This window comes from Leucobacter komagatae (genome assembly GCF_000834055.1).
Taxonomy (GTDB): Bacteria; Actinomycetota; Actinomycetes; order Actinomycetales; family Microbacteriaceae; genus Leucobacter; species Leucobacter komagatae_A.
Map to the genome: position 1 here is coordinate 126,089 of NZ_JXSQ01000003.1, position 12,525 is coordinate 138,613.

A 12,525-nucleotide genomic window follows, 5' to 3' on the forward strand; every position below is an offset into this window, starting at 1 on the left:
TCACGTGACGGGTGAGCGCGACTGCGGGGTGTTCGTGTTTCCCGACGTCGAGACCGATGAAGACAGCGACAATGTTATCGTGAGTGATGCTGTCCAAAGCGTGTTCCTCCGTCCTGGTGCTGGGGTGGCAGTCAGGTGGTGGTGGGCGTCGGTATCCATGTCACGAGCAGCCGTGCCACTGTGGTGCGGCGTGGGTTTTGCCACTATGAGCGAAAACTCACATCCAGGCCGGGCCCGGTGACAACTCCGCCTCCGGATCATATCTGCGACAGGGGCAACAATCATGCCCGCCCCGGCCGGCTGCCTTGCCCTTCATTTTGACGGAATACTGGCTACCGACAAAGTAACGGGTCAGCGCCCGCTTCCTTCGACAGCGGTTATATCGGGATCAAGCGCGCTGGAGAGGGCGCGGGGCTGCGCACCTCCGCCGAGACTCACGACCGCGTTCATCGATAGCGCTACCAGCGCGTTTGCAGAGGGCACTGGGTGGAGCACGCCTTGGTGCCAAATGGTGCTTGAATCAATCACGAATCCGGTTTAAAATCATACAAATGTTTGTTTAAGGCGAAATCACAAGAAGGGAAAATGGCATGTTTGAACACAACGAAGTGGTCACCGAGGTGTCTGAGGTTCTGCTGGAAGAACTTGAGGCCGAAGCGCCGGCTCTTATTCAAATGGGAAACGTCATGCGGTAGTCAACTACCAAAGCTGATACTAGGTCATGGAAGACAAGTCAGTTGGGGAAGGTGGAGTTTCAGGGCAGGTGCTATCGACCGCAGCTCAGGTGAGAGTCACTTTCAGTGATGCTCGAGGGTGGGTGATTGCCGACCTTGGAACACGAAAAAGCTACCGTATTGATGCGCGACAGGCTGCGATTGCGGTCGCCTTTATGTCCCCGTGCACTCGAGCGGAGGTGAAGTCGTTTCTGCAGGACCTCGTGGGTGTTCGTGAGCTTGACGAGAGGATTGACGCCTTGATCGCGGAGCACCTTGTGCAGGACGCTTCGGCTTCCGCGATCGCCTTCTCGACGTATCGCAAGTGGAACGAACTGGGCTGGTCCGAGGCACACGACTATCTTGTGGCCACGTCGAACTTTCCCTTCGTTGACTACTCGAAGGGTGGGCAAGAGGTTGACAAATCTCGAATGCGTGGCTTCGCGCTCGAAAGTCCAGATGAGACCCGGTCCCTTGCCCGCAAGGGGGCCAAGGTCGCCACGTTGCCTACAGTTCGCTCGGCCTTAGAAGAGCTTTCATTGACATCTGAGGGTGGGGCTCTGAAGGAGAAGCTCCTTCGTACCGCGGCGGTTGCAGTCCTTCCGCTGGAGTGGAGGCGGTCTAGAACTCCGGGACGAAGTCATATGCGGCGGACGAGTCCCTCGGGAGGATCGAGACATCCAACGGAGCTCTACCTCCTTGCGCTCGATGTTCCAGATCTTGCACGGGGAATATATCATTTCTCGATCGAATCTGGCGACATTGGATTTGTTGCGGAGGCTCCTTCCGACGAGATCCTGAGCCGAAATATGATTGGTGCGTTTCGGCTGGCAGCACCGCCGCGTGCCGTGTTCATCTTGACCACGCATTTCCAAAGAAACATGTACCGATATAGGGAGCCGAGAACTTTTCGCACGCTCTACCTAGACGCGGGACATCTTGGTGGCTTGATCGAATCTGTATGTGAGGCCCAGGGGTTGATGGCGCACGGGCACCATGGCTTTCAGGATAGTTTCGTCGCTGATCTCGTGAAATCGGACGGCCTTGCGATTGAGTCACCGACGTATCTCGTCTCCGTGGGTCTTGCCTCAGAAGTAAGGGATGGCGTGAGAATCATTGGCGAGTCGAGGCTGCGACCGTGAAAAGGATCCGTTTTCGGCCAGTCATGCGTCGTGGGGAACGTGCCGTCGAGGTGCGAAACATTGGAATTGGAAGAGCCTTCACTGCTTCGAGCAAGCACATGGCGCGGGCGGTCCTGCAAGACTCACTCGGCGAGGTCGCGAGTACTCCTGGGCAGGATCTTTCGGCCTATCAAGAATGGATTGAGAACGGATGGGAACGGTCCTTGGACTACTACCAATCCACTCTCGACCAAAGATACGCCGATGAAAGAGCGGACTTCCTTCAGCAACAAGCCTCAATGCTCGACCATTACCATGCTGTCAGTCCGATGGCGCGAGAGCACTACCCTTCGAACCTGCAGTGGGAGAAGCTTCCTGAGCCAGCAACGCCGGAACAAAAGACGGTGTCACAGATCCTGTCGGCCAGGAGAACAACATTGGTCCCTGCAGCGCATTCTCTCTCGATGCCTGACCTGTCTGCGATCCTCTGGGAAGGGTTCAGGAAAATTGCCAGTTTTCGTGTTCCTGAGCTCCAAACTGACCATAGGCAAGCGATGGTTAACTTCGGGTCTTCACTCGACATCTACGTTGTAGTATTCGCCATTTCTGAACTGGAGTCGGGCGTATACCGATATAACGTTACGTCCCACAGTCTCGGCCTAGTTGCTGCAGGAGACTATAGGGGGGAGACGCAAGCCGCGCTCGTCGGACAACCGGCACCACGAACGGCGGCCGTCACACTGTTCTACGTGTCGGATGTCTATCGACACCAGTGGCGCTACCGTCACGAGAGAGCTCTCCGAGGGCTGTGGATCGACACAGGCAAGGCCGTAAACGAGATGCTGTGGACACTTGCCTTGCGAAACATCTCTCCGCACATCTCGCCCGCCCTTGGCGACGACGTAGCGTTGAAGCTTCTTGGGCTCCCGGTCGGGATTGACCGACAAGTTATCTATGCCGTGAGTTTCGCTGGAGCTCTCCCCGATGCTTCGTGATCAGCTCTCCTACAGTAGCCTGTTTCGATACGCTGGTCCGGCTGCACTTGCATCAGTGGGAAGTATCGTGGTGAGCATCACCGATACAGTGATCGTTGGCTACTACTCGTCAGAGGCACTAGCGGGAGTAGCTTTCGGGAGTGCGCTGTACGAGCTCCCCTTGAACTGTTTACTGGGGGGCCTAATGGCCTATCGTATCCTTGCCCCTCGTGTCGCAGGAAATTACCCGGGGACTAGGCCCACGGGTGGGATCGTGCTCATGCTTAGAGGACTTCTTCCATGGGCGGTGCTCGCCTCGATACTTCTCTTCGGAGCGGCGATATTGCTTCGATCATCTGGTTTCTTCGATGCATTCCAAGCCTCACAAGCGTCCAGTCAGTACGTCGCGGGCCGGGCATGGTCGATCTTGCCTGAGATCGCTACGACAGCGATCGTCGTTACTCTCGTCACCTGGGGCCGGACGAAGACGCCTCTCATAGTGCTCCTGGTGGCTTCGGCGGTGAACCTCGTACTGGACTATTTTTTGGTGTATGGCGTCTGGGTGTTTCCGGAACTCGGCGCGTTTGGGGCCGGCCTTGCTGGGACTATCGGCATGTTTGCGGTCGTGCCCGTGGTTCTCGCCGTCTTACTGAAAGAAAAAGCAGCAGAGACGGACCACGTTGAACAACAAACAGTGCTCGCGCAGTTTTCTGGCTGGACACGGCTCACCCTCCCCGCGGTCGGATCGGCGGCAGTTGACTATGCGGGAAACCTTGTCTTTTTCGCGATCGTTTCTTTGGGAGGCGTGAGTGGCTTGGCCGCCACGAGAATCGCGTCCAACGCACATCTGCTGGCTTTTGTGCTGGCCTCGTCGCTGAGTTCTGCCCTGCTTTACGTTGTGGGGGGCGGGGATATTTCCGTTGCCCAAAGCCGTAATGCCCGGTTAGAGCTGAGACGGAAATTCCTGCGCATTGGGATGCTCCTCGGCGGTGGGATAGCTATTCTCGCGTGGCCAGTCTCGTTTGCCGCAAGTCCAGATCAAGAGGTGCGGCGGTTCTCGTTGGTCTTAGTCTTGGTTGTTGCTGCGATGTGCCCAGTGATCACTTGGGCCTACGTCAATGTCTCGTTCCTGCGAGCGATGGAACGAACTGGCTCGGATTTCTTGAGCAACACTGCGGGAGTCTGGGGGGCTCAAATCCCGGTTGCTTACGTCGGTTTGCTCATGTTTCAAGCTCCGGGCGCATTTTTGGGTCTGGCTGCGTACTGGTTGTGTCGGGGGGCGATTGCTTCATTTCAAGTCAAACTGGCGTTGCAGATCGAGGCTGACCGTGACTAGACGCCTGCTGGACGAAATAGTATTCGGAAGATGGTGGGAGATTTCCGATCTCGAAGAGCAAATTGAGATGGCGACTCCTGCCGAACGAGGGTTCCTTCTCAAAATGGCAACTGCCTACCGAGTCAATGGGCCCCCATATGTTCGTGCCCTTGCGGGACGGCTCGTCAAACTCAGCCTGGAAACGCCCGAGGTAGTACCTACGTCTGAGTTCGCAGACGGCCACCCAAGCGATAGGCGTAGCGCGAGGACGCAGCCACGCGTGAGACGCTTGCATGCGTCTTCCCAAGACGGTGTCGAGTATGTGATCTCGCTGTTCCGGAGGGCAGCAGCAGTTGCGAGAGGCGATTTGGGGCAACTGTCAACGCGCATTATTCGAAAGTGGAACGTCGAAGACCCGTTTGAAACGAGTTTTCTGCAGGCGACTGTTGAACGGCTACTTCACCGCCCACTCCGGCTCGCCTTGGGGAGGATGCCCTCCGTGCTGGAACAGGACGTCGATCAAGCGATGTTTTTACCATTACCCCTTACTGAGCCAGCAACCGTTTTGTTCTCGGAGCGGTTCCGCCAGCTAACGTACACAGATCCGGGCGCACGTGCTCGGATTTTGCTAGCTATCGCCCATGAAATCGTTGGTCATGCACATGACTACGCCGTGGTTTCTGAAGTGAGGTTGGATTCGAGGAAGCTGGATAGAAGTGCCATGGAAGGCTGGGGCATATTTGCGGAGCGGCGCCTTGAAGCGCTGGGCAGTGAAGAAGGAGCCCTTGCCGACCTTTACCAGGTCAAAAGACTTCTGCCTCTCATACGTGGAACGATGGATGACGCCCGTTGGGGCACTGTGCGACGCCGAATCGAAGCAGTCTGGCCGGGATTCTTCTCGGATCCGGCTACGCTCATCCTGAGGCGCACGACAGGCACACACGCGCGAGGCTTCGCCCGGGTGCTCCACGAAGTACACACTGAGGGTGAATCTGCAGCAAGGCAAACAATGCCAATTTGGCGCTAGCTGAGCCCTCAACACTCACGGCACGTCGACTGCGGGTAGGCGCGAGGTCGAGGCGTTAGGCTTTTTGGTGCTTCGCTCGGCCTTGCGCGCTACGGTCTCGGCCGCCGTCTCGGGCCTGCCAGGCTCGGCGACAATGCTGCGACGTTGCTGCTTCGCCATACCTAGGACGCTTCGCCCATCTCGGACCCGGAGGTCTCGTCGGTTGCTGTGTCGGACGCGGTGGATCCGCCCTTGCGGGCGTCCTCGAGCCGCTTCCTTGCCCCAATGAGCCACTCTTCGCAGCGGGTGGCGAGGGCTTCGCCTCGCTCCCACAGTTGGAGCGATTCCTCGAGCGTGGCGCCACCCTGTTCCAGGCGGCTTACCACCTGGATGAGTTCGTCGCGGGCCTGCTCATAGGAGAGCGAGGCGACGTCTGCATCGTGCTGGGCAGTCATAGCTTTCAGTCTAGCCGTTGCGTGCTGCACGATCACGGCACGCCCACAGCTCTGGCACGGGCGCACCGCGGGAATCTACGAATCACCGCTGCCGCGGGGCGGCGCATTCATCGGGAAGGTTAGGATTTTCCAGTGCTTCGACTGCTTTTCTTCATTGGCGCCGGGATTGTACTCGGCGGGATTGTTGCTGTGATCGTTGGCCCGCCAGGCGCAGCTACGTGGGCGTTCCCCGTCGGGATGCCTGCGATGATCATCGCAGCGACGCTCGTGCTCGTCGGCCGGTCGTTGCGCGGCGTGAGCTTGCCACCACGAGAGCTCGTTGACGGTGCGCTCGGCGACGGCCGTGTCGGGCTCGCCCGCGTCGACAAGCTCACCCAGACGGGTACCTACATCAACGAACAGCCAGTGTGCGACATCGAGATCACGGTCCGCCCGGTCGGCGGCGGCGTGTACCGCACCGTCGTGCGACGCATCGTGCAGCTCACCGAGATCCCTCGGTTCCAACCGGGCACCAGGCACGTCGTCGCGATCGTGACCGAGGGCAAGCCAGATGTGATCTTCACTGACGAGAACGCGCACGCCGATATTTGGGCGGACACCGAGTTCCCGCCAGCAGTGGCAGCCGGGGACGTGTTGCCCCCGGGCGCAGGGAACCTTCGGGCAGACGGCAGCAGGCGCACCCCGCTCATCGGGGTGGGGAAGCGTGGCAGGCCCGTGCGGATCGCCGCCTTCGTGCTCGCCGGGGTGCTTGCTGCCGCGGCCGTCGTGCTCCCGTACCGGACTGGCCTCAGTGAGACGCTTGCGGCGATCCCCGAGGGGCGCCTCCACGCTGACCTGCGCGACGCTGCTTCCCTTGATCGGGCGCTGTCGGCCCTCGCGGCCGAAATTGGCCACGACCGGGTCGTGAGCGTCACTGTCGCCGACGATCTCGTGAACGTCGACGCTCCGCTCACCCCGGAGAGCCTCAACGTTGACGCGTGGACGTACCGGCGCGGGGCGGTGACGCACCGCGGCCCCGCGTCACCACAGCCGGAGACGCTCAGCGAACAGTTTGCGATGACTGAGATCGACGGAGCAGCGATCCTTGGGCAGGTGCGCGTAGCTGCGACCGAGGCGGGTGCCACGAACCTCGACGGCGTGATGTACCACGTGAGTCGGGCGCGCGGCGTCACCGAAGACGACCCCTGGAACATGGAGCGTTCGGGCCCCGTGTCGGTGTCGTTCATGATCGACGACGGCTACCGAAGCGCATCCTTCAGCGTGCTCGCGGACGGCAGCGGGCTCGAGCGAACGGGCTAGCGCCTCCTGCGGGCACTTCCGGCAGCGAGCGCTACTGCGCCTCACCCGTAGAGGTCGCCCCGATCCGCCCGCCGACAACACTCACCCGCAGCGACGTGCCATCGGGAGCGTCGGCCGGGTCCCGCAGTACGTCGCCAGATGGCAGCTGCACGATCGCGTAGCCGCGCTCGAGCGTCGCCTTGGGTGAGAGCGCCCGGAGGTGTGCGCGGGTCTCGGCGAGCGCGCTCGCACGATCCACGATGGCGCGATCGGCGAGCTCTGAGCCGCGGGCGACCCAGCGCACGAGCTCCTCTGCGCGGTCGTCGACGATGCGCTCTGGGGTCGCAAGCACTGGCCGCTGGCGGAGCTGTGAGATGCGGTCTGCCTCGTACGAGAAGAGCTGGCTGACGCGACTCGACATCCGGCTGCGCGCCTGGTCGATGCCAGCGAGCTCCTCGCCGACGTCGGGGACGACGCGCTTCGCCGCGTCCGTTGGGGTGGACGCGCGGAGGTCTGCGACCTCGTCAAGCAGTGGGCGATCCGCCTCGTGCCCGATCGCGCTCACGATCGGGGTCTGCGCTTCGGCCGCTGCACGCACAACCGCCTCGTCCGAGAACGGTAGGAGGTTCTGGAAGTCGCCGCCGCCGCGCGCGACGATGATGACGTCGACCTCAGGGTCGGCATCGAGCGCGCGAATACCAGCGGTTACCTCCTTCGCGGCCCGGTCGCCCTGCACCGCGGCGTAGTGGACCGCGAACTGCACGCCGGGCCAGCGCAGCGTCGCGTTGCGCACGACATCCTTTTCGGCGTCGGAGTCGCGGCCCGTGACGAGCCCGATCTTGCCGGGGAGGAAGGGGAGCGGCCGCTTGCGCTCGGCGGCGAACAGCCCCTCGCTCTGGAGCTGGCGCCGCAGCCGCTCGAGCCGCTCAAGCAGCTCGCCGAGGCCGACGTGCGAGAGGTCGAAGACCTGCATCGTGAGCGATCCGCCCTTGACCCAGAAGTTCGGCTTCACGAGCGCGATGACGCGGTCGCCCTGCTTGAACTCTGCGGTGAGGCGCTGCGCGACTGAACGCCAGACGGTGAAGCTCACTGTCGCGTCCTGCGTGAGGTCGCGGAGCTTGCCGTAGACGTGACCGCCGCGCATCTGCCACTGCGTGACCTCGCCCTCGACCCAGACCTGCCCGAGCTTGTCGATCCACCCGGCGACTTTCTCGCTCATGAGGGCGACCGGCCACGGGGCGTCACGGGTTGCTGGTGCGTCAGATGCCATGCATTCGAGCCTACTCGGGCGGACCGACGCCGTGTCGCGATGTCCCCGCAAGCCGGCACAGCGCTCGGACTGATTGCTCAGCGATGCAGCGTAGACTTATGCGCATGACTCAGCAGGCTTCCGTTGTGAATCAGCGCACTATTGGCGCACCGGTTGTGAGCCTGGCGATGCCGCGTATGCGCCGCCTGGGTGGCAGGCTCAAGAACATGCCGGTCGAGGGCGAAAAGCGCGTGCTGCTCGCCGCTCCGCGTGGGTACTGCGCCGGGGTGGATCGCGCGGTCGTCGCCGTCGAGAAGGCACTCGAGCGCTACGGCGCCCCCGTCTACGTGCGCAAGCAGATCGTGCACAACGTGCACGTCGTGCAGACGCTCGAAAAGCTCGGTGCGATCTTCGTCGAGGAGGTCGAGGAGGTGCCGGAGGGCGCGAATGTCGTCTTCTCGGCGCACGGCGTCTCACCCGCTGTCGTGCAGGAGGCAGCGGATCGCCACCTCCACGCGATCGACGCGACCTGCCCGCTCGTGACGAAGGTGCACCGCGAGGCCGTGCGCTTCGCGAAACAGGACATGGAGATCCTGCTCATCGGCCACACCGGCCACGAAGAGGTTGAGGGTACCGCCGGTCAGGCCCCGGAGCTCATCACCGTCGTGAATTCGCCAGACGATGTCGATGACCTCGTGGTGAAGGATCCGGATCGCCTCGTCTGGCTCTCGCAGACCACGCTCTCGGTTGACGAGACGATGGAGACGGTGCGGCGCCTGCGCGAGCGCTTCCCGAACCTGCAGGATCCGCCCTCCGACGACATCTGCTACGCGACGCAGAACCGCCAGGTCGCGATCAAGAAGATCGCGCCCGAGGCAGACCTCGTGCTCGTTGTTGGCTCGACGAACTCGTCAAACTCGGTGCGCCTCGTTGAGGTCGCGCTCGAGTACGGCGCGAAGGCCGCGTACCTCGTCGACTTCGCCGAAGAGGTGAAGCAGGAGTGGCTCGAGGGCGTACAGACGATCGGCATCTCGAGTGGCGCATCGGTCCCCGAGGTGCTCGTGCAGGAGCTCCTCGACGACCTCGGCGAGGCCGGCTACGAGGATGTTCGCGCCGTGGTCACCGCGGAAGAGGATCTCGTGTTCTCGCTGCCGAAGGAGCTCCGCCAGGACGCCTCCGGCAAGCGCGACGCGCGCGCCCTCGGCGGTCGCGTCAGGTAGTGACCGCTCGGAGGCCATGCCTCCGGTGCCAACGGCAGGCGACGGCGCGCACGCAACGCCCTGCGCTTACGGCTCACTCACCCGCGCGAGCAACTCGCTGAGGATCGCCTCGGCGACCGGAGCTGGCAGCTTCTCGGCGAGCGCCATGAGCGGCGCGAGCCTGCCGGGCAGCGAGGACCCCTTGCCGCCCGCGCTGCCCCCGGCCCCGGCAATCTTCAGGATCCGCCACGCCATATCCGGCGACGGCACGCGGAAGGGGCCGCCCTCGCGCTTCGGGGCGTAGCCGAGCGCCTGGAGCGCGCCGTACTCGATGCGCGGGTTCGCGCGCGGCTTCCCGCGCACCGCGTCCGCGGCGGCCTTGAGCGCGGGAACGAGCTCGGGGAGCGTCTGCTCGGTCACTGGGGTGATCGTGAGGTGCGCGGTGTGGGGGAGTCGCACGCCGTTTGCCTGCGTGAAACCCGGCTGGTGCTGGATCCGGAAGCCCGATCGCGCAAGCTCGTCGGCGAGGTGGTGCGGATCAACCTGGTCGGCCTCGGGGAGGCCCGTGTCGGTGACGAGCGCGACCGACGGCCCGGTGGGTGCGCCCCACACGTTCAACCCGCGAATCGTCGAGGTTTCTCGGATGATGGTGTCCGCGGAGCGAACGCACGACGCGGTGAGCCTTGCGTAGCCGCCGTCGCCGAGCCGCTTCGTGATCGCCCACGCTGCGGCGAGGGGTGAGGCGGGCTTCGAACCGAGCAGCGTCGGGTTCACGACGGGGTAGCCCGGCCAGCTCGTCGTCGCGAAGAACTGCGCGCGGTGCCGCCTGCGGCCGCGGTGCAGGAGCACGGAGACGCCCTTTGGTGCGTACCCGAACTTGTGTAGGTCAGCAGAGATGCTCGTGACGCCGGCGACGCGGAAGTCCCACGGGTCAACCGCAGGCCACCAGGGCAGCACGAGGCCGCCGAAGCAGGCGTCAACATGGCAGGACAGCCCGAACTCTTTCGCCGCGCCAGCGACCTGCGCGATGGGGTCGATCGCTCCCGTCGGGTAGGCGGGCGCGGAGACCACGACGAGGGCGACGTCTGCCCCGAGCCGCTGCTCGAAGGCCGCGGCCCGCACCGATCCATCCGCCTCGCACGGCACCGGATCCCAGTCGAGGTCGAAGAGCCGCGCCGCCTTCTGGAAGGCGGCGTGCGCCGTCGCCGCCGTCACGAGCCGCGGCCGCTTGCCTGCCCGGGCGAGCTGTGCGGCGAGCTCGGGGTGCTCCGCCCGCCAGAGATCCCTCGCTGTCTTCACCGCGAGCAGGCAGCTCTCGGTGCCGCCGCTCGTGACGCTGCCAACGACGGGCCCGCCGCCGAGCTTCGTCGCCGAGCCGTTGAGCGCCTTGCGCATGAAAGCGATGAGTTCGCGCTCCATCGCAGCAACCGACGGAAACGTGGTCGGGTCGAGCGCGTTGAGGGGGCGTGTGAGCTCGGCGGCGTCGCGCGCGAGCTCGTCGAGCTCCGCGAGGCCTGAGTCGTAGACGTAGGAGAGTACGCGCCCGCCGTGTGTCGGGGCGTCGCCCGCGCGCAGCTCAGCGAGGGCGGCGAGGATCTCAGTGGCCGCAGGCCCGGCAAACGGAGACGCCGTCGCAGCCGTGCTCACGCGCGCCTCCCCGCTGCGGCCTCAACATCGTTTTCGCCCAGCCGGTAGCCGCGGAGGGTCGCGAGACTCGCGAGCATGAGCAGTGCGGGGAACAGGCTGAACGCGAGCGCGATGCCAGATACGGCGGTCGCAGGCTGGGTGACCGTCACTGATGCCACCGATTCGATGTACCCAGTCGCGGCGAGCACGAGGGCGAGAGTAGTGGAACCGAGGGCCATTCCAGCGGTCTCACCGGCGGTCCACACCCCGCCGAACACTCCTGCGCGCCCCTCGGGGTCGCCCGTGGTGGCCGCGTCGTGGCCCATCACGTCGGGGAGCATCGCCATCGGCATGGTCTGCATGCCGGCGTAGGCTGCGCCCGCAACCGCGACGGGCCCAAGGATCCACATCCCAGGCCACATGAGCATCCCTATGAGCGCGATCGTTGCGACGAGGAACACGAGGCTCGCGATGCGGAACGTGCGCACTTTGCCGAAGCGATCCGCGATCCACCGCCACACGGGGGCGAAGAGCAGCGCAGGGGCGATGAGCGAGACGAACAGGATCGTGACGGCTCCCTGCTCACGCAACACCCACGTCGCAACGTACTGTGCGCCAGCGAGCATGAGCCCGGTTGCGAGGCCCTGCAGCATGAACGTCGCGAGCAGTGCGCGGAAGGGCTGGCTGTCGCGCAGTACCCGCAGGCCCTCGCGGTAGTGGGTGAGGGAGAGTGCTCGCCTGCCGGAGGACGCCGTGGCGATCGGGATGCCGCGCGGCGCAACGGACGACCCGATCCACAAACTCACCCCGATGACTCCGGCCGCCACGATCGCCATCAGGAGGTAACCGAGCAGCGGATTTGTGGGGAACAGATCGCGGATCTCTGGGCCGCCTGCGCCGAAGAGAAGGATCGCAACGGTGAGCACGACAACCCGCCAGGTGAGTAGCCTGGTGCGCTCCTTGTAGCCGTCGGTGAGCTCAGCCGGGAGCGAGATGTATGGAATCTGGAACATGCTGAAGAACGTCGCGGCGGCGACGAACGCAATGAGCACCCACGTTGCTGCCGCCGCCGGGGAGAGGCCTGGCGGCACGGAGAACATGAGCACGAACGTGATCGGCAACCCGATGGCGCCGATGAGCATGGGACCTCGCCGCGTGCCGGTGCGGGCGAGGGTGCGGTCGCTCAGGCCGCCGATGATGGGGTCGATGAGCACGTCCCAGATCTTCGCGAGCGTCACGATGAGCCCGGCAGCGAGCGCGGTCACCCCGAGCGAATCGGTGAGGTAGTAGACCAGCACGAGTCCCGGAAGGGTTGCGAATCCACCGGTCGCGAGTGAGCCTGCGGCGTAGCGGGCGACGGTGCTGGCGGGGAGTGCGGCTGCGGTCTCCGCCCGTTGGCTCCCCGGAAGGGAGGGCACGGCGGCAGGCTCAGAACTCGGCGGTGAACTCATGGGCTTATCGTAGCCGACTCGGAGGATCGCGGCGGGCTGCTGGTGGGCGTGGGTGAGCGTGGGCGGGGATGATGGGCGCTGGTGGGCGCGAGTGACCGCTGGTGGGCGCGGGTGACCGCTGGTGGTGCCCGGCGGTCG

Annotated in this window: 11 protein-coding genes; 6 read left to right on the plus strand and 5 right to left on the minus strand. The window is 64.0% G+C overall.

The window, feature by feature from the left end; all coding sequences use genetic code 11:
- The first annotated feature begins 721 nt into the window (after window positions 1–721).
- From SD72_RS03555 to SD72_RS17645, 4 genes are all read left to right on the plus strand, one after another.
- On the plus strand, window positions 722–1,855 hold the full coding sequence (locus SD72_RS03555) for a SagB/ThcOx family dehydrogenase (RefSeq protein WP_157000434.1): 1,134 nt from the start codon (window positions 722–724) through the stop codon (window positions 1,853–1,855).
- 203 nt (window positions 1,856–2,058) lie between these two features.
- Window positions 2,059–2,829 carry a SagB/ThcOx family dehydrogenase gene (locus SD72_RS03560; protein ID WP_157000435.1) on the plus strand — a complete coding sequence of 257 codons (771 nt, stop codon included), beginning with the start codon at window positions 2,059–2,061 and terminating at the stop codon, window positions 2,827–2,829.
- The gene (locus tag SD72_RS03565; RefSeq protein ID WP_084766744.1) at window positions 2,819–4,144 is read left to right on the plus strand and encodes an MATE family efflux transporter; all 1,326 of its coding nucleotides are present in this window, start codon (window positions 2,819–2,821) and stop codon (window positions 4,142–4,144) included. Before SD72_RS03560 ends, SD72_RS03565 begins: the two co-directional genes overlap by 11 nt.
- A 478-nt stretch (window positions 4,145–4,622) precedes the next feature.
- Window positions 4,623–5,150 (plus strand): hypothetical protein, encoded by a 528-nt coding sequence (locus tag SD72_RS17645; RefSeq protein ID WP_157000436.1) that lies wholly within the window; start codon window positions 4,623–4,625, stop codon window positions 5,148–5,150.
- 15 nt (window positions 5,151–5,165) lie between these two features.
- On the opposite strand, the gene SD72_RS17650 is transcribed toward SD72_RS17645, so the two are convergent.
- Both SD72_RS17650 and SD72_RS03570 read right to left on the minus strand, forming a co-directional pair.
- Entirely contained in the window at window positions 5,166–5,309 is a 144-nt protein-coding gene (locus SD72_RS17650; RefSeq protein ID WP_157000437.1) for a hypothetical protein, read from the minus strand.
- Between the two features lie 2 nt (window positions 5,310–5,311).
- Complete coding sequence (locus tag SD72_RS03570; protein ID WP_042543057.1) at window positions 5,312–5,584, minus strand: exodeoxyribonuclease VII small subunit; 273 nt, start codon at window positions 5,582–5,584, stop codon at window positions 5,312–5,314.
- Between the two features lie 132 nt (window positions 5,585–5,716).
- On the opposite strand from SD72_RS03570, the gene SD72_RS03575 reads away from it, so the two are divergent.
- Entirely contained in the window at window positions 5,717–6,883 is a 1,167-nt protein-coding gene (locus SD72_RS03575; RefSeq protein WP_042543058.1) for a hypothetical protein, read from the plus strand.
- A 31-nt stretch (window positions 6,884–6,914) separates the two neighbouring features.
- Here SD72_RS03575 and xseA read toward each other — a convergent pair whose 3' ends face one another.
- Entirely contained in the window at window positions 6,915–8,132 is a 1,218-nt protein-coding gene (gene xseA, locus SD72_RS03580; RefSeq protein WP_042543059.1) for an exodeoxyribonuclease VII large subunit, read from the minus strand.
- Between the two features lie 167 nt (window positions 8,133–8,299).
- On the opposite strand from xseA, the gene SD72_RS03585 reads away from it, so the two are divergent.
- Window positions 8,300–9,331, plus strand: coding sequence for a 4-hydroxy-3-methylbut-2-enyl diphosphate reductase (locus SD72_RS03585; RefSeq protein WP_042543186.1), 1,032 nt, complete (start codon window positions 8,300–8,302; stop codon window positions 9,329–9,331).
- Between the two features lie 66 nt (window positions 9,332–9,397).
- Here the strand turns inward: SD72_RS03585 and SD72_RS03590 are convergent, their stop codons facing one another.
- Together SD72_RS03590 and SD72_RS03595 are read right to left on the minus strand one after the other, a co-directional pair.
- On the minus strand, window positions 9,398–10,957 hold the full coding sequence (locus SD72_RS03590) for a pyridoxal phosphate-dependent decarboxylase family protein (protein WP_042543060.1): 1,560 nt from the start codon (window positions 10,955–10,957) through the stop codon (window positions 9,398–9,400).
- Entirely contained in the window at window positions 10,954–12,387 is a 1,434-nt protein-coding gene (locus tag SD72_RS03595) for an MFS transporter (protein WP_084766745.1), read from the minus strand. Before SD72_RS03595 ends, SD72_RS03590 begins: the two co-directional genes overlap by 4 nt.
- Window positions 12,388–12,525: the final 138 nt, after the last annotated feature.